The following is a 24,218-nucleotide window of genomic DNA, read 5'->3' as shown; positions in this document are numbered from 1 at the left end:
TATTTATATTGCAATTTTTAACTATATTAGTATTTATCGTTCATAATATGGAGTTTTATTTTCTCGTATTTTATTCTTCGTCAACGGTTTTGATGATTTTTGTGGAAATCAGCGCTTCCAGATGCCGATGGAGTTCAAATGGTAGATCACCGCCCCTTACGAGAACGCCGATCTCCATGTTGCGCTCCATCGCGGCGGAGGTCAGATTCGCACTGGTGATGAATGCCAGTTCGCCGTCGGCGACGGCACATTTGGCATGAACGGCTCCTGACAAATGTCCGGGTAGCGACTTCTTTTCCGACGACCAAACGTAAACGTCGATTGAAGGGAGAATGCTTTTCATGGCCTTGATCGAATCGTATGTTACCCGCCCGCCATGCTTGTCGGACGATTCAAGCAACACGTCGATCTGAACTTGGCGTCCAATCGCTCCACGGAGCGCCCGGATTATCGAATCGACCTCGTAGGCGACGAAGCTGACGAGAAACAACCGTCTCTTTGCTGTTTCGATGACTTCACAGAGCACCTGCTCGGTGTGCCTGACCGGCACCTGACCCGTCGAAGGGCCTGTCCAGACTAATTCCACGGCCCCACGGTTCTCTCTCAGAACCGCCGCCGCAGACGCTCCCCGGAGAGCGGATGCCACGTCACGTGGAGAGGTGTCCTTGTTTTCACGCCACGCCCGATCCAGACGTCCCACCAATTCCTTGTCCGCGTTGGGGCCGAAACTCGAACGGGTCAAGGCGAACTGCTCGACGGAGCCCAAAGTCTCGATCTTAGATGCGATGGTGGAAATACGATCGGGATGCAACTCCAAGCCGAGTTCGGCGATCACTGCCAAGAGTTCATCCATTCGAACCTCGGCATCCGGTGAAGAAAGCGGTGTCGGTGGCCTCGAAGGTTCTAACGAGCAGCGCTCTGTCGAGATAGCGGTTTCCTCGCTCACAGGACGTTTCGGCGACGAAGGTGCAGGCATGACAGGCGGCAGAATGCAACGAACGATCGACACCTGGATTGTGTTCGGAGCAAAGGGGATCGGAGGAGCAGACAGTTGCGCGATCCAGCGCCTGCTCAACCAAGCGTCCCAGATTCTCGGGTTTTCCGAGCTCAACGAGTCCACCGAGTGTCCCGTCGGAATCGGCGGCCGCCGTGTAGAGCAACACCCCCGCCATGGGTGATTCGCTGTCACTCTTCGCGTAGATGCGCTCCCGGATGCTCGCCGCGTTGTAGCCACATTCGAGAGCCAGCTCTCGGATGAGAAGATGGGCGAACGTGTGCAGCATGGCATACCTGATTCCAGGGTATCCCTCGTCGGGGTCCAGCCCACGTGCGTTCCTCCAGCCCCGATGACCAGCTTCCAGCTTTTGGCTTCTGGCTTGAACGGCTTTCCCCTTTTCCCACTCGGCCACGGCTTTCTCGTCGAACCTGATGAATATCCCTTCGCCATGTACCTCACTGGCGGGTATCCAATCGGGCTTGTTCCGACAGAGATCGGCCATCGGCGGTCGCTCGTCCGGATCGGTCGTTTCCTCGGGAGCCTCCACCCGGGTGTAGCCGATCAGGGCGTTCACTTCGCGGAGCCGTTCCAGTAGCAACACGCTGGCCAGACGGTCTCGATAACCTTCCGGCGTTTCGGTCTTGCTGCTCAGGAAATGCGGCCAGTCCGTCGGAGGATCGTCCGAGGTCAGGACGTCCCACTCGGGGTCCTTGATGTCGCCCTCGGAGATGACCGTCGTGCCCGATCTACCTTCCTTTCGGTCTTCGACGGCCTTCCAGATGTCCCTATGATCCCATTTGTCGATTCCCGGCAGGCTGCCGCTCTTGACCAGGGTCTTCACGATCACTTTGATCTCGTCGGCCGATTCCGCATCCGAGAAATAATCCCAGCCATCCAGGATCAATTGACCGAGCTGGTCGCGTTCAAGGGGAATCGCGAGAACTGATAGCGTGATCGGGAACCATCCGTTGGTCGCACCGAGAAGGATAGTTCTGGGGGGCTCGGTACACTCCTCGAATTTGTTGAGGTGTGGATGCCGACCTCGACAAGCGGGGAGATTGTCCTGCGCCTCCCGCCCAAAGGCATGAACCAGCGAGCGCGCCGCGCCGCATGCATCACATTTGACCCAGAGATTCTCGGTCTGCAGGGATGCGCCTCGCTCGAAGAAACGCAGCGTACCCTTGCAGTCTGTGGGGCCGCCATGTACGAACCAATGCCATGGAAAATCATCGAGATGGCCGTTTCGACACGCGAGTAGAAAACGGGCAGGGACCGCATCGGCATTCCTACCTTTCTCGCAGTTTGCATGAACGAAATGTGTTTGCTCAGGGCGGTACGGGTTAGCTTTGATGTCGAACAAGCCCGAATCATATTCGGCCAGCAAGCCACATTTGACGCATCTCAGCCAACGCGGGAAAGGTCGAACCGGTACCCCGACTTTTCCTTCGGCGGACAAGGGATCGGCACCGTCCTCTCTCAGAAATGGGGGCATCCGCAAACGTTCCACTTGAGGGCCGAGCACCCGGCGCACGGCGGCGAGAAGGCGAGCCTCCTCAATCGGTGGACATCTGTCCGGATTCCAGCGATCCAATCCCATGGTCAACACCGAAAGATTGGGAAGGTCGATCAAGGCTCCGGGGCCGTAAGTCCAGAGCAATTGACTGGGTCGAACTTCTCCGACGAGATAAGAACTCACGCGTCTCCTCCGTTCGCTTTCTTGACCTTAGCCTTCCAGGAGGGAGGTTCGGAAGAATCCTTCGCGGCATCCATGACCAATTGAACACCGGGTTCCACCTCGCGCATCGACATGGGTACCGTGAATTCGTCCCACGCCAATGCTCCGGGCTTTTTCAAGAGAGCGGCAAGGTCTCCTTGCCCACGCTCCGTTTCGTAACCCAGTCTGCGCCCGCCTTTCACCGCTTCCTTGACCCACCGGTCGATCCGATCGGCGGTCATATTGTCGGCAATTGTCCTCGCAGCTTTGTCTTTGACCTTCCAGGCTCGCTCGGACAGCACCTTTCGAGCTCTCAGGGCTTCCGCCTTACCGGAACTGTCGAGGGATTGCGCCCCGGGATTTGGGGTCATGGAATCGTTTTCGAGCCGGAGTAAGCTCACCATCGCACCGGTCAGTCCACGATCGAGCGCCCTAGCAGCGAACGGCGTCACGGACTGGGCCTCGACATGCTTGTAGAACGTGGCGTGGTAATGCTCGAACGTTTCGTAATGGGACAGATCGCGAGGCCGCGACCAGGTGAGCACGGTGCAGACGAGCCCAGGGAACGAACGACCGACGCGGCTCGTGGCCTGAATGTATTCGGCCGTGTTCTTTGGCTGGCCATTGACGACCATCAATCCGATGCGGTGTACATCGACCCCCACAGACAGCATGTTGGTGGCCAGCACGATGTCGATGGCTCTGGTTTCGCCCTTTTCCCAACTGGGTTTGAACTTGACCTCCAGTTGGTCGAGTTTTTTGGGAATATCCTTGTTCGAAACCCGTGAAGTGAGTTCATCCACGATGCGCACCGAACGCTGACTCAGCCCCGGGCGAGTCACGTCACTCATTTTGACGCGATAGGCACGGGTCTGCACGTCGTCTTCGGCCAGCCGCCGCATCCCTCCCAACTCGCGCAGGGAATTGAAGTACCCGACTACGGTCATATACGGGTCAGCTGCGGCACCGAAGCGCTGGAACAACGATTGAGCGGCGGTCAGCAGGGCGACGTAGACACGGATCAAAACTGCCGGACGGGAACTGCCAGGCGAACAGATCCCCATGTAGAGTCGGCCAGGCTTGTCTTTCACCGAGCGCTGCACCGAGAAAAAATTATCCTCGACATTGAGGCCATGGGGCGGGAACACCGAAACCCTGCGGAGAAAGACGTTGTTCACCTGTTCTTCGGCCTTGCGTACCGTCGCCGTGGAGGCGATGATCTTGGGCCGTATCGTCTTGCCGTCGATCGCCCAGGTCGAAAGCTCGTCCACGGCGGTTTCGTACAGGCCTACCATGGTTCCCAACGGTCCGCTGATGAGATGGAATTCGTCCTGGATGATCAGATCCGGTGGCCGGATGGGGGTGATCTCCCTGACCTTGACCGCTTTCAGAGCCCCTTTCTTGGTGTGATTGCCCTTGCAGTCCGCCTCGGGCCAAAGCAATCCGTGGCGCGGACATTCGCGATTAGCCTTGCCGAAGAGTGTGCGCACCTGCCCGCGCCAAGCCATCATGGCGAATTTGTCCACGGTAGCGATCAGCATCGAAGGCGGGTGGCGATAGATTTCATCGTCCACCACCAGGACCGGGAGTCCTAGCTCCTTCGACTTCGCCTGGCTGAACTCGCAGCGGCCGTACTTGTCGCCGCAGTAAACGAAGGTTCGACCGAGATCCCTGTCGACTCGAATATCACGGCCGGGAGTGATCTCCGAGCCGCACCACGGACAAGCGGTCAACTGGGCCGGGGTCGACCCCGTGCCGTATTTGCCGTCCCGTTCCTTTTCGATCGCCGCATGACTCTCTTCGGTAGTGTTCGGGGTGACCCTCTGGCCCACCCAGAGGCCGATGGTGAACGGTGCGTCGCCCCAGACTGCCGGTTCGGCTCGACGCAGCACTTCCATAGCGCAGATCAGGGCCGTTGCCCGTTGAAACTGTTGTAAGGTCAGCAACCGTAAGGTGTAGCGCATGATCACGGCCAAGCCACGTCCGCCATCGAGACCTCCCATATTGCCCTGGAGGCGACGGATGCCCATGGTGAAAGCCGCGACACCGAGATATGCCTCGGTCTTGCCGCCGCCGGTGGGGAACCAGAGCAAGTCGGCGAATGCCTCCAAAGGCTGGGTGCGATCCCGGTGAGTCGGGTTGGCAAGTGCGGGAATCGAAAGCAGCACGAACGCCAACTGGAAAGGCCGCCAAGAGCGGTTCTTGCGAACGTTCAACGCCTCGACGGTGACGTCATCTCCACGGCGTTTGGCGAGCGCATAAATGCTGTGAATGCGCTGCGAGGCCATGGCCCGGTTGGCGAATCGGAAGGCGGCCAGCGCCCGCTCGTCCGCCGCGAGGACTCCAATGCCTTCCTTCAGCCTTTCCAGTATCAGATTGCAACGCTCCATCGCCTCGGTAGCCGGAATGTCGTAGCCAACAACCTCACTGCCTATGATTTTCCGATTTTCGTCGATCCACTCCGCGTAGTCGTCCGTCAGCACTTTCAGACCGGCGACCATGTCGTCGCGCTTTTCTGCTGTGGCGAGTTCGGCGAGCCGTTCCATGTCGAGCAGGCCGTCCTTGATCATTCGGCGCATGGCCGGGCGGTCTTCCGGTTCGAGACCGGGCGTTTCGGTTACCTGGATCTCGTATTCGGGCAGCACGGCGGTTCTGACCTCCGTGGCTCGCTCGCGATCCTCTTCCGAGACGCTCGCGTGGACCGAAATGCCATGTCCGACGGCGAATTCGACCCGATCCCGATAGATCATTTCGAGTGCTTCACGCTCCTCGTCGAATTCGTCGGCCCGGAGGATCGGGCGACGACGGAATACAGCTCGCCCCTCTTTGTCTCTCACAATCAGTTCGGGCTGGAAGATCCAGGCCTGATCCTGGTTCTGCTTCGGCATGGTCTGGGTGTTGACCAGAAAGAGCGTCACCAGCCTGTCGCCATTTTCCAAAGGGGCGCTGACCGAGCCCTGCACTACAACCGAAGGACAGTCGGCGTCGATCCGGATCGGTTCGATGATGCGTTTATTGAGGGAGACCGCGGTTGAGCCGCCAGAGGGTATGCGCTTCCAGCAACGCGGGGATTTGCCCGTCTCCTCGTTCTCCCGCTCGCTCTGCGTCCGTTCGTAGCGCCCCCAGTTGGCGAACAGTTGGACTTTGTCCAGGTCCCCGTCGACGCAGAAGGTGAACCCCATGGACGAAGGAACGAGAGACTGATTGGTGGAGGCATCGACCTCCTTTTCTTCTTCGTCATCAATTTGGCCGGGAGGTATCTTCTCGCGGGCGATATGGTCAGGGTTTACATAGGGGGTGAGATCGGACGGCACCTCTCCGTCGGGAACATCCTCCTCGGCGGAGGGGGGCTCGGTAGATTGACCGCCACCTGGAGACGTCGGTGCCAGTTTCCCCACCAGGTAGCGATCGCGGACGCTCATGCCCACGATTTCCTCGTACGGACCGTCGGCTGGACCGAGCAAGTCGTCGATGACGGCCATCTGGAGCAGTTCCCGCACATAAGCCTGTTCCTCGGCGGAACCGCTGCCCAATATGGGCAGGGCATCGAATGTTATACCACAAGCCGCCTTCAGTGCCGTTTCGAATACTGGCCACTCCAGTCGCACCATTGCGGCCTTGGATTCGGGCGCGGTCACACCAAGATCGGTCAACGTCTTTGCGCCATCCACGGGAATGACGCCATCGAAGAAGAATGTCGTTTCGTCGAGCTTGGTGCGGATGCGGTATATCCGGGCGAACGAAACGGCGGCCAACGGATCGCCACCGGCGATCAGCACGCCGTCGCCTTCCTCGACACCCCGGAAGAGCGAAGGGCCGTGCTCAAGGGTCACCGAAAAGCTTCGGGTGTGGGCTTCGCTACCGAGACTGATGAACCAGGCGTTTGCGTGGCTTTTCATTGGCGCACCGGGTATGGAATAATCATGTGCATCAAACCTTGTTCTCCGCTTGTGATGGAATTCTCGAAATGGATCCGATGAGAAGGTAGCCCGCCAAGAAAGTCGTGGGTTTCAGTCTGATAAAAATTGCGTAAGATGAATTCTACAAACCAACGCGGAGTAAGTGGAGCGGTGACGGGGATACGACAGCCTTTTGCGTCACCAAGGGTGAGATGGCTTTTGGGATGACTAATGTCGACATGAATGTCGTTACAATCATCGAAATCGAAACGCAGAGGAAAGGGCACTATATGCCTACGAATTATCTCAATAAACAGTGCATCACGCATATACGCTTCGGGATCGTCTTGAAAGGGCAATAAAGTCGCCGAAGGGTAGAACGCAAGCCTGTGCTGAAGCAATCGATTTCCGTCGAGCCGATACATCAACTGCAGCAAGGCTCCGTCGACGAGCTTCATGTTGTAAGAACGTTTTTCTGCCAGTTCGCGGTGGATGTCCGAATATTCAATATTCCCCATCGCGATCGAAACATGCTCTGCGCCTTTGAATGTAATCTCGTACTGGTCCCCACTGGAACGGATCGCTGAAAAATTTGAGTCGTCACAAATTCCAATGCGAATCAACTCTGCGATTGAGTCATCAAGGTCTTTTTTGATGCGTTGTGGCAATCCGATCCTCATGATTTCTCCCCGAGAAATTTTTTAAGTTTCTCACGGGTCTCTGTATCCAGGTCTTCAGGATGAAGTTCGCCTTCTTCCATGTCACGTAAAAGACAGGCAAGCTGACTTTTCTTCTTTTCTAGGCGTTGCTTTTCGTGCGGGGAAAGATCCCTATGCACGATACGCAGCTTGCTAAGGAGGTCATCGTTCGGATAGTCGAAGTCCAAAACGAAATTCTTCGCTTTTAAAAGAATGAATTCGTTGATTATCCCTTGCATCTTAGGACCGTAGCCTATTACACGAACCCATGCCTTGCTCCGCGTAATCGCAGTGAAGAGACGGTTACGCAAGCTTGCGAGACCAGTTCCCGATCCATTGCAGTCTTGGGCGTTGATGATATAGACCATGCCCGCCTCATTTCCTTTAGCACGATAAATTCCAGTGAACGTCACCGAGGGCGTGTCGGTTCGGAAGAAGACGTCTGCATCCGTGTCGACCCCGGCCAGATGAGTTTGAACACCCACCTCGAAGAGCTGTTTTCGGATAGGGCCGATGTTCACTCGAGCCGTCAGAGGGTCGGGATGTATGACTATTATGTCGTCATGACGTAACTCGTCAATTTCGATATTGTGGCGAATCTGCTGCACGAGCCAATCGTTTTGTTCGGCCTCACTGTCGAATTTGATGAACTGGACGAGGTCGTCAATTGGCGAGTGGGATTCCAAAAATTTTGGACTTGTTTCTTCGGTGCGCTCCAACACAACATGTTGAGCTTTCGTCAATTGCCCATCACGAACGCGGTAACCAATTTCATCCCACAAATATGGATAGTCGAACATTTGGACCAATCCTGTAACCGCACCTTGTGGTGTATTTCTATAAATGCCGAATCCTAGTCCATGCGCAGTAACAAGAACAGGTCTTGAGTTACGATAACACTTTTGTAAAATAACATCTCGCCTGCGATCATCGCCAAACGTGACCAGGGGCTGCCCGCGATCGTCATTCCCAAACATCTCTTCGGGCGGAGGTAGGGATGTGCCGGAAAGATTTTGAAGCTCGTCGTAGGCGTAAACCAACCGTTTAGGTGCTCGCAGCATAGCGTAACAAAGCCGCAGGAAGCTCGGGGCGAAGTCTTGTGCCTCGTCAGCAAGTATCACGTCGTATAGTTGTATAGAATCTGAGGCGGTCGCCAACGCAGCCTGGCAGGCACCGTCGAATGCTCGATCATTTCCCCCGAATTTGAAAGATGCACTTTTGAAATCGAAAAACTCGGTCCCAGTGGCGCGACAATACTCGTAATAAATGCCATCCCTTGCGTCTCCTCCGGGAGCGCCCCAAGCATTGACAACCCTGATCTTCGTCCAGTCAGGTTCCTCACCGCTCTGTTCAATGCAAAAATTATTGATCAATCGACGAAACTGTCCTTTAAGCGAACGGGTATGAAAGGTCACTGCAATGCGCCAGTCGGAATGCTGGGTGTGCAGATATGCCGCTTTGAGTGCCAGCACGATAGTCTTACCAGATCCGGCCAGGCCCCGAATACGCTGAACGCCTTCTACAGTCTCAATGACCGCTTTGTTTTGACGATGATCCAATGTCGCGATGGAGTCTTCGAGACGCTTAAGTTTGGCACCACGCGAATTATCCCGGCTGACTACCCGCTTTGAGCGACTCTTTCTGATACTACTTAAGCTCTCGATCGCCGAAAGTGTCATCCGATAAAGGTCGTCGTCACCATCCACCCAGTCAATCAGGTCCAGCGCAGCAGTGAGTCCGTCCTCGCCGATGAGCGGGTACCCCTCCACGGCAAGGTCGTTGGCATTCGTTACTGCAGGTGCGAATGAAATGACCGACAAGGGTACGATCAACTGGCGCCTATTGACAAGCTCACGGTGCAGCTTTAATCGCGATTCAATCTTGTTAGCCAAGTCGTCCTGGCGTTCGGTATAATTTCCAACCTCCGTACCTTCGATCAAATCGAAGAGTACTATACCCTTGGAGGGGCTTACCAAAGTAGCATCTATCGAGTATTTGCCCTCTGGCGTCGCGACTAGCGGATAGCCCGTGAAGATTTCTCCCTGTATACCCTGTATGCCCTCGAAGCATTGTTCAAAAACTCTGGTCGTGACCGGCTTCTTGTTCACGCCGTGTGTAATGGTCAGTCGTTCGGGCATATTTGGTCTCCTTGCTGCATGGCATTGATGATGAGACGATAACGCGTTCCGCGTTTTACTCCCTGCCGTTCCAGCCTGCCACTTGCAATCAGAGCTGTGATAGCGGCGGTCCATTGCCCATCCGTGATGCCAGTGGCAGCGATTATCTCGGCCTTGGAGTGCCAGCTGCTATCTCCGTTCATAAAACCAAGAATGGTCTTGACCGGAGTCTCTCCAGCTTCTTTAATAGTTGGCGTTTCAACGGTAAGCGAGAACTGAGTCTGAGCGGCATTCTTGCTTGGACTGGTGCGTTTGTCTCGCGAAGTAATCCGCTTGCTGCCCTTGCTATGTAGCCCGTGGGAGACCTCGTCCTTATAGCGTTCGTGATTCAGCTTGAGCAGGCGCTGCAAGACTTCACGTCGAGCATTTTCAGAGATAGTGAAGCGTATCCCTTTTGCCGTTTCGTAAAATCCATGTTCCAGATTGATATCACTCCATCCATATGACTTGACAACTTGCAAGTCCATAGCTTCGTGCAGGTTGCGAATTTCATTTATTTCTGTTGTTTGAATTTCTTTGTCGTTAAAAAGGCGGTAGATGCTTGTCAGCCCTTCGTTCAGTATTGACATTATATCGCCACGAATGGTGTGATACTGCGTTCCTATGTCAACTAAGTTCTCTGGCGTGCCCGGAAAGGGAAACGTGTAAAAACAATCTGTAGTTGTATACCGAAAATCTCCCTTTATGGTTGATCCGTAAAATCTCGCCCAGGAGTTATGGATTGAGCTTTGGATTGCGGCAAATTCACCATACCCATTTAAGATCAATACGTTCACTGCATGCGAGATCACAAGAGGTTTTGACTCGCTAATTGGCAATGCAACAAAAGCAACTGTGTCGCTCGTAGCGGCCACACACCAAGCGATCCCATCATTGTCAAGCCTTCTGTAGAGTTCTGCACGTGGACGTTGGAATTGCCACCAAATTTTTCTCATTCTTTCTTCTGGTGATATTTTTCTAGTGGGATAGACTCTTCGTTCGACGATATCCCACGCAGTTTCGTATCGCCTTGCTTCCTCCTCGTTCATGTCTGTAAAATCAATGACATATCGAGACGGTCTACATCTCGGGTCTTCGTTTAGCTCTCGCCCGATCAAAAAAGGCTTGATAACTTTTTTATAAGCAGAGTCTCTTTGAAGGATTTTTTCTGCCTCTTGTGCTGACAGTATAAAGCCATCACCATACACTTTTGTCCCAGTAAAGGACTTGATATTTGAATAATGCAGAGGAAAGGGTTCCGGATTTTCTCCCCCCTCAGTGAGTGAGGACGTTATACCCGTCACAGCCTTCTCTCCAATAGTGAAGCATCCTTGCCACATGCCCTTAAAGTAATGAATACGGCAGATATAAACATTAGCTGCGCCAGGCCATTTCTCTGAATCCTGAGCAGCAAATATCGTCCAGCCCTTGGACAATAGGTAGGCTGAGCCAGATAATCGTGAATCTGTCTGGGCGGCAGTATTTGAGCCAAGATACCCCATGGTAGCCCGTTTGCGCGAAAGAATTGCGCCTCTCAACATAAATACCACACACAAATCACATCTACTCTGAAGGTGTGGCCAGACTAACTTCAAAAATATTTTGTATTTTTTCCCAAAAACCGTGCTAATTGAAGTTCCAGCCATAAATGGAGGATTGCCTAAGACCGAATCGAATCCATCCCTACCATCAAAGAAGACCTCTGGAAATTCTACTGCCCAATGAAATGGCTTTCGTGTTGGTCTATCCGCCGGAATGTCCATGGATAATGATTTTCTTGCTTTGGCAATAATCTTCTTTTTGGCCTCGTTGTCACCTTCGATATAGGTAGTAACCAAAGAGAAGAGGTTATCCATGGCTGCTTCTAACTTTCGTTGATTGCCACCGGAGGCAAGGGCCTCACCGACTATGGCGTCAGCAACGTGCTCTATATGTGCAAGTTTCTGTCTGGCCTGCTGATTTAATAGTTCCATGTATTGAACATCGCTTATATCCCGTATCGTAGTTTGCCGGAGCTGTTTTCGGAGAGTCAGTGCCTCCTTGACCGCCACTTCGATATTGGAGGCGAAAAGCGAAATCGATTTTTTCTTTTCTGGGAACAGTGAAAGTTTGGTCAACTGTTTCAGTTCATGAAGTCCAAGTAGGCTGTCACCTGAGCGCAGGTTGTGATCGAGAAAACCGAACGGCCTACCCTTGGCGAGGGTCACCAACCAGATGGAGAGCTTGGCCAGTTCCACGGCCAGCGGGTTGACGTCCACGCCATACAGGCAGCGCTCGGCCACAAGACGGCGGGCGATGGTCAGTCGTTCGTCGAGCTGGGACGGCAGGGGTTCCTCGGCTCCGAGCTGGTCGAGCGCCTCGCCGTCGACGGTGATGGCCTTTCCGGTTGCCTCTTCGTGGAGCCAGGCCTCGACCAGCTTCTCGCCGAGATAGCGGCAGGCCTGAACGAGGAAGGCCCCCGAACCCATGGCTGGGTCGCAGACCTTGAGGTCGAGAATCTCCCGAGACGACTTGAGTGCCCATTCCTCGCGGGTCTTGCCCTCGGCCGGACCGGCGTACACCACCGGTTCGAGCGTGGTGGTGACGATACTTTCGGTGAGGGATTTCGGTGTGTAGTGGGTGCCCGTCTCGCGCCGGTCGGCCCCGAGCGTGACCATGAACGAATTGTCGCGATAGACGATCGGATCGTCCCAGGCGTCAGTGCGGAGCAGATTCGTGAAGGGCCGGATACGTTCGGCCAATGCGGTGTCGCCACCGCAGCCACCCAACACCCGGCCGAAGACCGTGTCGGCGGCGGGCTTGGAAAGGCCGTTCCTGATGGCCGATTCGCTCCGCCCCGTGACGTCCAGAACCAATTTGACGAGCGCCGCCTCGCCGTCCAGGAGGGCCGATTCCAATTCCGCGAGTGCCACGTTCGGGTTCTTCGCCTTCTGTGCCCCCTGCAGGCCCAGGGTCACGCGGGGAACGCGAGCCACGGTGTGTTCGAGCAGGCCTTCGTAGACATGCCCGATCTGCTCTACATCGAGCGCACGGTAGGACAGCAGCAGTGCACCACCTGACTGCTTCAAGATCTGCAACGAGTTCAAAAGCAGTAGCACGGTGCGGTTGTCGATGGGCAACGGCGCGGCCGAGGTGTCCCGCCAACTGGAGCCTTTGTCCCGGCCCTCCAGGAACGGAAAACGGTCGGGATCGAACAGCGAGCCGCCCAAAGCGGGCATTCGCAGGCTTTCATGCTCGATACCGCCATAGACGGCCCGAAACACGGCGAGCAACCTGGTCCAGGCGTCGTGACGACGATCGAGAACTTCCGGCACGTGATCATATGCCTCTTCTTCCAGATGCCCGCGCAGGGTGGACACGTCGTAACAACGGTCGTAGACTGAAACTCCGAGAAGAAGCAGCCCACGCTCCTCGGCGCAGAGGACGAACACCAGCCGCATCATCACGGTTAAACCTGCCTCGTAGAGCTCGGCGGGTTTGACGTCGCGGAGGAGTTCTCGGTTGCGGTCCTCGTCGGCCTTGTCGAGACACTGCACGAGCACCTCGACCGCACGACGGACCTGCTCGCCGAGGGTGTCCGTGACCTCCTCGTGATGCTTGAGCGATTCGTCCAGAAGCGAGTCCAGGGTGTCTTCCGCCGGGCCGAAACAGCGCCGGACACCGAGCAACGACTGGAAGGCTTTCAGGGTGATCGGCTCCTGGAACCAGAGGCGAGCGTACCACGACGCCTGGCTGGAGGTGGAGCCCATCGGTGCGTTGGCAAGCATCCATCGTTCGCCATTGGTCAGAAGCCCCAAACGCACGCCCTGGGCGCGGCAGAGCAATGTCATGCGCTCCTGGAGGGAAACGGGCCAACCGTCACCTCGCTGGACCGATTCGAGATCGGTGTCTGGCGGCAGAACCGCGATGAACAGGCGCGGCCTTCCGTCTGCGGGAGAGCGGACGATCCAGTCGGGGTTGAACGTCCCGGCGTGTTCATGCGACGAAACGCTCGGGAGTTCGCCCGGCCAATCGATTGCCTGGATGAGGGATTCATGATCGTATTCGAGTAGTTCCGTCAGCACCAAGCGAACCCATTCTTGGTGCAATTCCGGCAACAGCTTGTCTTCCTGGTCCACCGCCTCGCGCCACTCCTCGTAGGCGGCCCGGAGTCTCTGGCGTCGCGGTGTTTCCACCGCTTCCAGCCCTTGCGGGAACGCCTTTTCAAGCATGGAAACGGTCAGGAACGGACCGGATATCTCGATCAGGGAGAGCCACTCGGCGTGCTTTGAGAGCTTACCGACCTTCATCGTTAAATCTCCATAGCGGCCAGGTCGGGAACGCCGGCACTCTTCAAAAGTTCAGATACACGCTCGAACCGGCCTGGATCTCTAGTTGGATCTGTCAGCGAGCCAGACGGAATCCAAATTACCATCCCGGCCCGGGCGCGGGTCAACAGAACACGGTAGCGGTTTCGAATGTAAGCCTGTTCGATTTCGGATCGACAGTTCTGCCACCCCGACCCTCTAAATTTTCGATAGTCCCATCCTTCTCCGTTAGCGTTCGGCGTCAAGTCGCCGCCCCAGCAAATGCCGACCCAGTCCAGTTCCAAACCCTGGCATTCGAACTCTGTGGCAGGCACTTCAAGCATGAAGCTTGAGCGTACATCCCCCGGCGCGGCGAGAAACCAATTTTCAAAGGAAAAAGTCGACCGAAATCCCGTCGAATTTTCCAGCCCATCTGCCCTGAATCGCTGATCTTCCGAGGTGGCGACCAAGCCGCACCGATTGGACGGATCACCGCCGGTCCTGGCCCACAACCATCTCCGAGCCATCGTGAGATCACGCGTCATAGCCAAAGGGAATTCGCGAGCCTCGGGGAAGTATGCCCTGGCCTTTTCACCGTCAGGCTCAAGGAGTTCGTTGACCCACTGTGTGATCTGCTGGGCGCGATGACTTCGAACGCTCACCGATAAATGGGCCAAGACCTCGTGGTGGATGTCGACGTCGCCAGGAGGAATACTTTCGAACAGCCGATGGCCCGCCACGCTTTCCCCGCCTTGGACAACTTCGGGCGATGCGACGACGGTCCATCTCCCCCTGGTCTCCAGAACCGCATTTCCCCAGGCTTCCAATCCCGCTTCCCCGAGAAAAATCTCCTGGCCTCCCCCTACAAGTGCTATAATTACCGCCCAGTCGGGCGGTCGCTCCATCACCTCTAGAAGCTCGGCAGATTCCGAATGGTCAACGCCCTGCTTTCGCCGCATCTGCTCTCGGTTCCAGGCCCGCTGAGCTTCATCGAACACAACGACATGTTCATGCGGTATGGAAGTTGGATTCTCTCGATGGTAGCGTAGGAATTGGTGGACGTTCTGGATGAAAGTCGAAACTTCATGCTCGGCCTCTTTGCGTCGTCGGCCGGCACGTTGTTGGTTGATGACCAGCGCCTCGCGCACGATTTTGACCAATGGGCCATTCCCGGAAAGAAAAATCCCCGAGGGACCTTGCTTCGATCGAATGGCTGGGTCGTGCACGACATTGAGCCCAGTGAGAGTCTTGCCCGCTCCGGGAACGCCGGTCACGAAGCAGATGACGCGCTTTTGATGCTGTTTCGCGTCAAGAATGACCTCGGCGAGCATGTCTGTCGTTTTATCTAGATTCTCCGCATAGTTATGCGATATCTCTCGAACACTGTGGTTTCCATAAAGACGCTCTGCGGCTTCAATGATCGTCAATGTCGGGCGATACGGAGAAGCGAGCCAAGTAGCGGGATCAATTGGGTGCGCGAGGGCTGCGTGAGGCAGGTCGTCCTCACAGGCTTTTTGTAGCACCGTCCAAAGTGTGTTTCCGTTAGCGAGCTGCGCGGGTGCGACCATGCTGCCGTTGGACATCGGAACGGCCGATGTATGGGCGGGCGCGTCGACAGCACACAAAATGGGCACGATATAACGCCCATGACTCGCGGCATGAAAATCTCTGAGGTTGAGGGCATAGTCGTCGACCTGCCATTTCGCCGCGGCCTCGTATTGGTTCATGCCAAATTTGAACTCGACGACCACTATTCGGTCGTTGGCAAGCACGATGGCGTCAGGCCTTTTTTGCCGTCTTGGGAGTTCATACTCCAATGCAACATGCCAATTAGCGAAAGTCTCAACTCTTTCCTCAGATAAACGCCGAAGACTTTCTTTCAGCAAAATGATTTGATCTTTCCAAACCGTGATTTGACGACTGTACTGCGAGGCTATGCCTGCATCTGCAACTCCACGAGTGAGCAGGCCGACAATTCTGTCCCCATCGTCTTTAAGGAACTCTGACGCTGAAGCATGATAACCTGCTATCATGCCTGAAGTTTCCTGTCTTTCGAGATAGATTTGGGAACAAGAAACACGACGGCCACCGGGAATGTACGATCCACCGGTCTGGCATAGTGTTTCTCGATTGTGGCTTGTTCCTCTACCCGCTCTTCCGGAATTCTTGCCAAACGATCCTTCAGGGCATGAACATCCTTTTTTACCTGAGCCAACTCCTCGGGCGACAATCCGGGCAGATAGAGCTGACCACCATGGAGATCCGACTTCAATTCCTTGCGGATGCTGGTCTCGAGTTCGTCCAAAACCGTTCGGACGTCGGCGATTTCGCTTTTCATGCGCCTATCGAGAGTGTTTTCGAGAAACTTCAAGCGATCCCTGGACCGCGCTTCGACGGTGGCCATGAGAGAGTCTTCGTGGCGCTCGAATCTGTCTTTCAGAACGTCGAACAGCACTTGGTCGGGTTCGATAGGCGAACCTTGGGCTACAAGAACTTCCAGTTTGCCGACCTCGGTGATGCGGGCGAACCGTTTGTGTTCGAGTTCGCCACCGGAGAGGGTAAGCTCCTCGTGCAGGCGGTGATGATCTCCACCGGTGATCACCAACCGTGACCAGACAGCCACTGCCGGGACACGCAATTCACTGTCGGGCACTGTGCGGACAGCCACCCGGTGAAGGCGTTTGACGTCGTCGAGCTTCCAGATCTCCTCGCGAAGCAGGCGCAGACACATCTGAACCAGCCGATGGTTGAGATGGGCCAGAACGACATCGTCTCTGCCTTTGGAGACTTCGTGATCGAACGTGATCGGGCGACGAACGCCGGTATGGGGATGATCCAGTCCGACGGTGGCTCTGCCCCAGGAGCCAGGCAGAACGGGTACGTCGAAAACACTCCCCGTCTCGCCTTCGACCGACGCGATGGGTTTGAGCGGTGGCTTATCGGCCAGCTCCAGTGCAACCTCGACCGCACGCGCTATGTGCTCGGGAGCCAGATGGAAGTCGTTCTTCGCTTCCATGAGCCTTTCGTGCAGGCGGGCAATGCGTTCCTGAAGGCGCTTTTCCGCCGTAACGAACTTCCTCGCCTTGGCCGCCTTGGCTTCCGCCGAGGCGGTGTCCAGGCCGCTACGCTTCCCGAGCATGGCTTCTTCGATCTGCCGGGCGATGACCGGCCCGACGCTGCCGAGATCCTCCCGGATCGTGTCGATCTTGAGGACGGCACGCATCAGATATTCGTGATCTCCAGCGATATTGCCGAGCTTGACGGATCTGTCGGTGGCTCTTGCGGAAAAACCTTTCCCTACCGGATGCCATATGAAAACGGCCTCTTCCTTTTGGCCGTGGCGGTCGATACGACCGTTGCGCTGTTCCATGACATTCGGATTCCACGGAATCTCGACATGGATGAGGTAGTTGCAGTGATTCTGTAGGTCGATACCTTCGGAAGCCGCGTCGGTCGCAAGCATGATGCGAACCGGCGAAATGTCCGGATGCGCCTGGAACGCTGCAAGAACTGGTTTTCTTTCCTTGTCTGGGTCCATACTTCCATGCAGGACCATCAATCGATTGCCGCCGTACCCGTTGGCCGTGAGGATCTGGTGGAGCCATGAATGGGTTGCTCGGTATTCGGTGAAGAGGATCACCCGCTTGCCGTTCCAGCGTCCATCCGTCTTCAGATGGTCTTCGATCCAGTCGAGGACGGCCTTCGCTTTCGAGTCGAGCCGGTTGCGCGTTTTCTCCGCCCATGCAGAAAGACGGTCGAGCATGTCTCTCTGGTCACGTGACAACGGAGGCGCGAGTTCGTCTGCCACCTCGACCGCTTCGTGCTGGGCTTCTTCGGCCACCGAGTCGTCCGAATATTCCTCTTCTGTTTTCAGGATCGCCTTGCGCAGAATGCGATCGTCCATGGTGTCGCGGTCGCGTTTTGGCTTGCCGCGTTCGAGTGTTTCCCGGTGCTTTTCCAGGGTGAGCGCGAAAGCCAGTGGAGAAGAAAAGAGTCGCTTCTTGAGAAGCATATGGACGAAATCGGTCCCATACTCGAAACGCGTGCCCTTGACATTCTTCGAACGGTCAGCCGTGTACTCTCCGAGCAAGGCGTGAATTTGCCGCTCTTCCTCGGAGTAGTCGATTTCGAGACCTTCAATCTTGCGTACAGGAAACACTGGCTTCCTGTGCGCGTCGACGATGTCGCTCTTTAGGCGGCGAACCATGACGCGCTGAAGTTGTTTTTCGTTCGGCATCACCGTCCTGGCAAACCGTTGATCATCCAGCAGCTCTAGCAACGAGGTGAAGGACTCCTGATAGCCGTTATGGGGGGTAGCGCTCAGAAACAAACGATGATTGAAGTGAGGGGCGAGCGACCGTATCAGCCGTGTTCTCTGGCTTTCCAGGGCATACTTGGACGCCGCTGCCGGTGCGACATTATGTGCTTCGTCGACGACCAGAATGTCGAATTTTCGCGGATAGGTTATGTGAGGAGGGAGAACGTCCTTTAACAGCCGGTAACCCTCGCCGCTTTTCATCCAGTCCATCGAGGTGACGAGACGTGGGTACGACGTCCAAGGGTTCAAGTGGATGCCGCGCTCGCGACGAAGGTCTTTGACGAATTTCGTATCGACGATACGAAATTCGAGCCCGAACTTTTCCTGCATCTCGGTCTGCCATTTGACCTGTAAGCTTGCGGGGCAAACGACGAACACGGTTCTAGCACGATGGCGAACGAGCAGCTCCTGGATAACCAGTCCGGCCTCAATCGTCTTACCCAACCCGACATCGTCCGCGATGAGGAGATTGACGCGGGCCATTTCTACGGCTCGAACCAACGGATCGAGTTGATAGTCCTCAATGGTTATCCCGCTTCGAAAAGGCGATTGTAGAAAAGACCGATCCGCGTTGGTGACGGCTCCCCATCGAACGGCGTCAAGGAAGGCTTCCAGCCGGTCGTTGCTGTCCCAGCCGGTGATCGATGGCAACCCCGCTTTTTCGAGGACCTGAGCACCAGGTTCCATCTGCCAAACGACCTGTATTTCTTCGCCCATGGAGTCTTCGTCCAGGGATGACAGGCCGACGAGGTGTTGGTTCCCGTTGGGCGCAGAAGACAAGGCTCCGCAGGATACATCGGTGACGACCCATTGACGACGCCGGACTTCGACAAGTTGGCCGGGCTCGGGAACGACATCTAGAAGAACGCCACTGTGCTCGGTACTTGTAGTGGTCGCTATCATTGTGCCCGGCTCCTTTTTATTGTCGAGTACGTTTTCTTGCCACCTTCGAAACGTGTACGCGTAGACTGTATCCGATCACTTCGCCAAGAGTTACAGGCACGGCATTGCCGATCAATCGCCCAATGGATTTCTGACAAACCGGTTCCCCAGGTGCAACAAACTCGTAGTCTGGCGGAAAGCTCTGGAGGATGGCTCCTTCCCTCAAGGATATGGCTCGGTCTTGTTCTGGATGTCCAAAACGACCATTACCAAATCCATAAAATTGTGTTGTTACGGTTGGCGCTGGATCATCCCACGTCATGCGACCGTAAACACTCGGATAGGTTTTGCCCGATGACCTCTTGTGGCAATCAGTAACCAATTCTTTGGGCCAGTCACGCCAAGTTCCTCCAGGCGTTGAAACTTTGATCCGCCGCATGTTGAGTCTCGAAAGGGACGAGCATTGGTGTAGAGGGTCCCCTGGATCACTCGTTCCAGCTTCAATTGGTGGCAGGTCTCCTATAGCCTCCCTGACGGTTTTGGGGCCGTTACCGAATCCAGGCGGGGAAAGTAAAGAAATTGGTCCAAGCCTCGATGCCAGCAACACCACTCGATTCCGCTGTTGAGGAATACCATAATCGGCACAATTGACTATTTTGTAACTGACCGAATATCCTTTGGCTTCAAGATCGCCGACGAAATCAATGAAGACATTTTGATCGATCAAGCGAGGCACGTTCTCCATTGTCACTAATTCTGGAAGAAGTTCTTCAACTAGTCTCGAAAAATGCATTAAAAGCCACCATCGCCTGTCGGATTTTTTTGCTTTTTGGTTGTATGTGGAAAAAGTCTGGCAAGGAGCACAGCCAGCGATGAGCTTGAGTCCTTTGTTTTTATAGTAATTTTCTAGATCTTTTGCCTCCAAGTCTTCTACCGATTTTAATAAAAAATCTGATTTATTATTTGCAGTATACGGGAATTGGCAGGCAGGGTCGATATCAACTCCAAGGACGACATTGATACCAGACTTGACCAGGCCATGTGTCAGCCCGCCAGCTCCACAAAATAAATCAATAGCACTAATATTTTTGTTAGAAATATTTGTTTTCGATCCAAGTTTCATTTGTTTAAGTCCTTATCTACATCTTCATCAACCGATGAGCCAGACGCCCCTCCAGCTTCAACCCATGCATCGACCTGATATTTTTTAAATTTCCAAAGACGTCCCATGCGGTGGGCCGGCATCTCATGCTTGTCGATCCATTTGTATACGGTGTCGTTGCTGACCCCAAGGTGCTGGCATATCTCAGTCATCGACAGCCAACGCTCTTCACTCTCGACCATTTCAGCCTCCAAAGGGTGGTTGGGGGAAGAACCCGCACTCGCCGACGGCAGGCGCGAGGTCAGGCCACGGCCTCCCCAAGCAGGTGGCCGAGAATAGGAAACCCAATCGTGTGATGTCAATCGATCCTTACCGATTTAAGCCGATAAGGCGGGGTTGACCTGGGTCGAGGTCAGGGTGTTGGTGTTCAAGTCCAGGCTGACAGGCAAGGGTGATGTCCCGTTTCAACAGCAGTCCGCGATTCCCCTCACGCACAGCCTCCTTGCCCCATTTCAACCGGGCCAACCTGAAGCTAACCTGCCGCGCGGTGGGATCATGGGCGCTGCAAACGATCTGGTCACCCATGTCACGGATCAAGCCACCACTTGCCAGGGTGAAGAGGACCGTGCCTTTGGAATCGATCGCATAGGTGAAGCCCTGAAAGGGCTTGAAAGCCAAGGCATTGTCCGCGTCCGCTTCCGCTTTCAGCCCTAAAAGATACCGCATGTGGGCCACGGAAAGGAGGGTGCGCTTTTCTTCCGGCTGAAGCTGCGATTCGCCAAGGATCGCGCGCTTGCGCTCCTCCCAGGTGCCACGTGCGAAGCCCCTGCGGCTCGAACACCAGCGGGGTACTTCTCCGTGCTCAGGTTCGACAGCTTGTTTCCGTGATCGCAGAACGGCCAGGGCGGCCTCGTTGCCGTGCTCGGCTTCCCATCGCAGGAAGGTGCTCCAGGAAGAGTAGGGAAAGGCCTCTCGGAGCTTTTCATGTCTCCCGTCCATTTCTCGGCCAAGCTGGCGTCTGAGCTTTGCCCCGTGTTGCCTGGCTTCTTTGAGCAAGTCGTAGAGGTCCCGCTTGGTCAGAGCCATTTTCCCAATCTCCTGGAGCTGACGTTTCCAGGTCCGCTCAATTGTTTCCAGGCGCAACGCCCTTTCTTCGCGAAGGGCTGATAGGGCTTTTCTCCGCTCGGCCATGCAGGCCCGATACTCGGCAAACAGTTTGTCGCGCTCTGGGCTTTGCCGCTGTAACGGCTTGGCCTGGTAGCGGTCCTTGGACTCTATCGCGTGGACAGCTACGCCGGCCGGCTGAAACCGACCGAGGTGTTTTTCCAGATTCCCCTTGGCCAAGCTTCGGGCCAGACTGCTGGCCTTGATTGTGTGTTTGCCGTAACGGTCCTTGATGACCAGTCCGTTGCCGTGGGGCTTGATCTCCAGACCATGCAGGGCCAGGGCTTGGTGTAGGCCCTGCCAGTCCGCAGCTCCTTCCAGGCTGGCCAGGATGCTTTCGCGAAAGTCCTTGGCGTAGCTCTCGAAGGATTGCTGTCCGATATGGGCTTCCACAGTGGCGGCTCCATCGCCGAGGGGCTGTGCCGGACCCTGGTTTCGGCCATGGTCTATGGCCAAGCCGAAGCGTTTCTCCAGCTTACGGCAAAAGCGGTCCCGGGTGTGATAATCCCGGAAGGGGTCGTGCCGGGTCAGCTTCTCCGGGTGGATCATATTGAAGGCCACATGCATGTGCAGATTGGCCGTGTTCTTATGGACCCCACAATGCCGCTGGTGTTCCTCGAAGCCCAGGGCCTTGGCCAGTTCGGCCTCAATCTCCTTTAGCACCTCTGGCGTCAAAGTGTTCTCGTCCTCGGGCCGGAAGCTCACGATGAGGTGATAGGTCTTTTCCTTGGTGGTCCGAGTACTCAGGTCCTGGGTATCGGCGACCTCCTGGATGGCCAGATCGTAGTCGTCCCCGGCCCAGCAACCCGCGCACCAAGTCAACAGGCATTTTTCCCCTTTCCCGCCGGCGTCGGCGATGTAATTGGCCAAACGGCGGTAATTGTCGTTTTCGGGCTTTTTAGCGATCCGTCTGCTGATCATTTTACACTCGAAGGCTGCTCAGATTCTGGTCACGGCGGCTTTTAGTTCTCGCTGTCGCGTCTCAATCTCCCGAAGCACCCGTCGGATTTCCTGGTGAAAAAGGACAAGTGGCCCCTCCTTTTCGGACAAGCACAGCTTGAAAAGGCCCCCCAGCCGACCGAGGTCGGCGTTGACCTTAAGCAGTTCCCGACGGGCTTGCTGGTGTTCCAGACTGGGCACGGGCAGCCCCAGGCAGACGCGCTTGGCGAAACAGGAAAGAGAGAGGCCGGTCCTGTCGGCGCTCTCCAGGATTTTTTCATATTCCTCTGGAGTCAAATAGGTTTTCAGCACGGCTTTTTTCGAGGGCATGACTATCTCCACACCGGTTGTCTTGAGCGTTGAGCCGCAGGCGAATGAGCCGCCCCGCAGGGCTGGACGTGAAGTAGCCCGCCGAAGGTGGGCATACTTCACCTGTCCTGCCTTCCGACACCGTTATTCCGTACCACATCTTTTGAGCGTTTTCCTAGTCCATACAATTTCATTTCACAAATCTGAATACAACTCCATAAGCTAAGGCTAAATCATCATTGATCGCCAACAAGGCGCAATTTAAGCCGATGCCGTGTTGACTTTAACGGAATTCACCTCAACACAAAAACATCTGGCACAATACACCTTAAAAAGAATTCAGCCTGGCTTGCTGCTTGTAAAAAACTACAGCCTAACGATTTTCTTTGGATGACATATTTCAATTTTTGCTTTTGGGATTTATGCCCGACACATGTGAGTCAACCTAGCGACACTTATTTCAAGCACCCATGGCCTGAGCAGATGACAGCTGACCCAAAAAATGCCGAACGGCCCTATTCGGGCCGTTCAAGAGGAAAATGGTTCACGCCAAATGAGGGGATATCGCGTCCAAGAGAAAATAAACAACGCCGTCGCGAGATGGAAGCGCGCGAGGGAACGCTTGGCTACTGCTCTAACCCTGGACTGTAGCTTGGTGGGTAGCCCAGGGTCTCGTTTGTTTGCCGTTGGGCTTCCTGGACGTCCAGACCAACCCGGACATGGCTCGCCCAGGTAGCGTTCCAGAGGGCGATGCGCTGTTCCCTGGGTTTCCCGTCCTGACGATGTTTGAAGATGGGCCGTACGCCGGCCACCACCCGGCGCATGAAATCCGCCAGCTTGCGGTTAGCTTTTTGCGCTTTGTGGCGAAGCGCCTCCGAAGCTCTGGCTCGTTCCCGCCGCAGCATCGGTCCCAATCCCAGCCATTCGAAAAAGGCTGTGGTGATAACGCGGATGGCCCGGCAGCCGAAGTACCGGCCTTCGTCGCTCAGGCCCCTCGGCTGAGTCACCGCCATGAAGCCGGCCTCTCTGAGCTGTCTGATGGCTCGCTCGCACCGACGCTGGCCGAGGCCAGAATCCCGGACAATGACTTTCATGTCGATGTCGATGAACCCATTGGCCAAAGTCGGGACGCCAAGGCACAGGGATGCCAGATCGAGATGGGACAGAAGCGTTTCCAGGACTATGAGGCAGGCCTCGCGACGCTCGCTCCGGGTCTTGCGGTTGCCTTGGGTCAAAAGCGGTGGGCATTTCTTCGGATGGTCGTACCAAGCCTTGGTTCGCTCGGCTGCGAGAGAGAGGATACGGGGCAGGCCGCCCTTGCCCTTGCGGATGGGGGCAGACGGCGTCAGTTTCGGCCGCTTAGGGTCGTGTCCGCACCGGTTGCCGCTCCTCTCGTGGACCGCCACGGAAAGAGTGGAGTGGGGAGCAACATTGCCTCCTGACAATGTCGCCCCCTAGGCGTGTTTCGAGGGATATTTTGTGTCCGGGACTATTCCGGGACTAGAAGGGGCTTTGGGCAAAAACAAAGGGTCACATGGCCCGGGTATTTCCGGCATGTAACCCTTTGTAATTTTTACTGGTGGGCCATCAAGGACTCGAACCTTGAACCAACGGATTAAGAGTCCGCTGCTCTACCAATTGAGCTAATGGCCCGTGCGACGCTCATGCGCGGCGAAGAAGCGGTCTACGCGGATGGCCCGGGGTTGTCAACTCGTTTCCGTGAAAAAATTTTGGAAACCCCGACGCGCCATTTG

13 protein-coding genes and 1 tRNA gene are annotated in these 24,218 nt (G+C 55.6%); all 14 read right to left on the bottom strand.

The genetic code is table 11. The annotated features are described in order from the left end of the window. Positions 1–70: 70 nt before the first annotated feature. Positions 71–853 carry a DISARM system phospholipase D-like protein DrmC gene (drmC, locus tag Q1K70_RS17450; protein WP_300162288.1) on the bottom strand — a complete coding sequence of 261 codons (783 nt, stop codon included), beginning with the start codon at positions 851–853 and terminating at the stop codon, positions 71–73. After that, positions 846–2,693 carry a DUF1998 domain-containing protein gene (locus Q1K70_RS17445; RefSeq protein WP_300162286.1) on the bottom strand — a complete coding sequence of 616 codons (1,848 nt, stop codon included), beginning with the start codon at positions 2,691–2,693 and terminating at the stop codon, positions 846–848. The genes drmC and Q1K70_RS17445 overlap by 8 nt, the downstream gene beginning before the upstream one ends. Continuing rightward, positions 2,690–6,610 (bottom strand): DISARM system helicase DrmA, encoded by a 3,921-nt coding sequence (gene drmA, locus Q1K70_RS17440; RefSeq protein ID WP_300162283.1) that lies wholly within the window; start codon positions 6,608–6,610, stop codon positions 2,690–2,692. Before drmA ends, Q1K70_RS17445 begins: the two co-directional genes overlap by 4 nt. Then, positions 6,607–7,290, bottom strand: a complete 684-nt coding sequence (locus Q1K70_RS17435) for a DUF2290 domain-containing protein (RefSeq protein ID WP_300162280.1) — start codon at positions 7,288–7,290, stop codon at positions 6,607–6,609. The genes drmA and Q1K70_RS17435 overlap by 4 nt, the downstream gene beginning before the upstream one ends. After that, on the bottom strand, positions 7,287–9,446 hold the full coding sequence (locus Q1K70_RS17430; RefSeq protein WP_300162277.1) for an ATP-binding domain-containing protein: 2,160 nt from the start codon (positions 9,444–9,446) through the stop codon (positions 7,287–7,289). The genes Q1K70_RS17435 and Q1K70_RS17430 overlap by 4 nt, the downstream gene beginning before the upstream one ends. Beyond that, on the bottom strand, positions 9,431–13,753 hold the full coding sequence (locus Q1K70_RS17425) for a type IIL restriction-modification enzyme MmeI (protein ID WP_300162274.1): 4,323 nt from the start codon (positions 13,751–13,753) through the stop codon (positions 9,431–9,433). Before Q1K70_RS17425 ends, Q1K70_RS17430 begins: the two co-directional genes overlap by 16 nt. Positions 13,754–13,755: 2 nt before the next feature. Further along, positions 13,756–15,783: a DNA/RNA helicase domain-containing protein gene (locus Q1K70_RS17420; protein WP_300162271.1), complete on the bottom strand. Its 2,028-nt coding sequence runs from the start codon at positions 15,781–15,783 to the stop codon at positions 13,756–13,758. Then, complete coding sequence (drmD, locus tag Q1K70_RS17415) at positions 15,780–18,971, bottom strand: DISARM system SNF2-like helicase DrmD (protein ID WP_300162268.1); 3,192 nt, start codon at positions 18,969–18,971, stop codon at positions 15,780–15,782. Before drmD ends, Q1K70_RS17420 begins: the two co-directional genes overlap by 4 nt. 16 nt (positions 18,972–18,987) lie before the next feature. Then, positions 18,988–20,073, bottom strand: a complete 1,086-nt coding sequence (locus Q1K70_RS17410; protein WP_300162265.1) for a DNA cytosine methyltransferase — start codon at positions 20,071–20,073, stop codon at positions 18,988–18,990. Then, positions 20,070–20,294 (bottom strand): helix-turn-helix domain-containing protein, encoded by a 225-nt coding sequence (locus tag Q1K70_RS17405; RefSeq protein ID WP_300162262.1) that lies wholly within the window; start codon positions 20,292–20,294, stop codon positions 20,070–20,072. The genes Q1K70_RS17410 and Q1K70_RS17405 overlap by 4 nt, the downstream gene beginning before the upstream one ends. 127 nt (positions 20,295–20,421) lie before the next feature. Further along, entirely contained in the window at positions 20,422–22,137 is a 1,716-nt protein-coding gene (traI, locus tag Q1K70_RS17400) for a TraI/MobA(P) family conjugative relaxase (protein ID WP_300162259.1), read from the bottom strand. An 18-nt stretch (positions 22,138–22,155) separates the two neighbouring features. Beyond that, complete coding sequence (locus tag Q1K70_RS17395) at positions 22,156–22,485, bottom strand: pirin (RefSeq protein ID WP_300162256.1); 330 nt, start codon at positions 22,483–22,485, stop codon at positions 22,156–22,158. A 605-nt stretch (positions 22,486–23,090) separates the two neighbouring features. Next, positions 23,091–23,699 (bottom strand): hypothetical protein, encoded by a 609-nt coding sequence (locus Q1K70_RS17390; RefSeq protein WP_300162253.1) that lies wholly within the window; start codon positions 23,697–23,699, stop codon positions 23,091–23,093. A gap of 342 nt (positions 23,700–24,041) precedes the next feature. Beyond that, positions 24,042–24,117 (bottom strand) — tRNA-Lys (locus Q1K70_RS17385). Positions 24,118–24,218 lie beyond the last annotated feature (101 nt).

This window comes from Solidesulfovibrio sp., assembly GCF_029978005.1.
GTDB lineage: Bacteria > Desulfobacterota > Desulfovibrionia > Desulfovibrionales > Desulfovibrionaceae > Solidesulfovibrio.
The sequence above is the reverse complement of the archived record's forward strand: the minus strand, read 5'-3'. Positions and strand labels throughout refer to the sequence as shown.

What these genes read in the sequence shown, in the direction of transcription:
- Q1K70_RS17425 (WP_300162274.1), bottom strand. Translation starts at nt 13,753, where the DNA reads ATGAAGGTCGGTAAGCTCTCAAAGCACGCCGAGTGGCTCTCCCTGATC.
- Q1K70_RS17420 (WP_300162271.1), bottom strand. Translation starts at nt 15,783, where the DNA reads ATGATAGCAGGTTATCATGCTTCAGCGTCAGAGTTCCTTAAAGACGAT.
- Q1K70_RS17435 (WP_300162280.1), bottom strand. Translation starts at nt 7,290, where the DNA reads ATGAGGATCGGATTGCCACAACGCATCAAAAAAGACCTTGATGACTCA.
- Q1K70_RS17405 (WP_300162262.1), bottom strand. Translation starts at nt 20,294, where the DNA reads ATGGTCGAGAGTGAAGAGCGTTGGCTGTCGATGACTGAGATATGCCAG.
- drmC (WP_300162288.1), bottom strand. Translation starts at nt 853, where the DNA reads ATGGATGAACTCTTGGCAGTGATCGCCGAACTCGGCTTGGAGTTGCAT.
- Q1K70_RS17395 (WP_300162256.1), bottom strand. Translation starts at nt 22,485, where the DNA reads ATGCCCTCGAAAAAAGCCGTGCTGAAAACCTATTTGACTCCAGAGGAA.
- Q1K70_RS17430 (WP_300162277.1), bottom strand. Translation starts at nt 9,446, where the DNA reads ATGCCCGAACGACTGACCATTACACACGGCGTGAACAAGAAGCCGGTC.
- drmA (WP_300162283.1), bottom strand. Translation starts at nt 6,610, where the DNA reads ATGAAAAGCCACGCAAACGCCTGGTTCATCAGTCTCGGTAGCGAAGCC.
- drmD (WP_300162268.1), bottom strand. Translation starts at nt 18,971, where the DNA reads ATGATAGCGACCACTACAAGTACCGAGCACAGTGGCGTTCTTCTAGAT.
- traI (WP_300162259.1), bottom strand. Translation starts at nt 22,137, where the DNA reads ATGATCAGCAGACGGATCGCTAAAAAGCCCGAAAACGACAATTACCGC.
- Q1K70_RS17410 (WP_300162265.1), bottom strand. Translation starts at nt 20,073, where the DNA reads ATGAAACTTGGATCGAAAACAAATATTTCTAACAAAAATATTAGTGCT.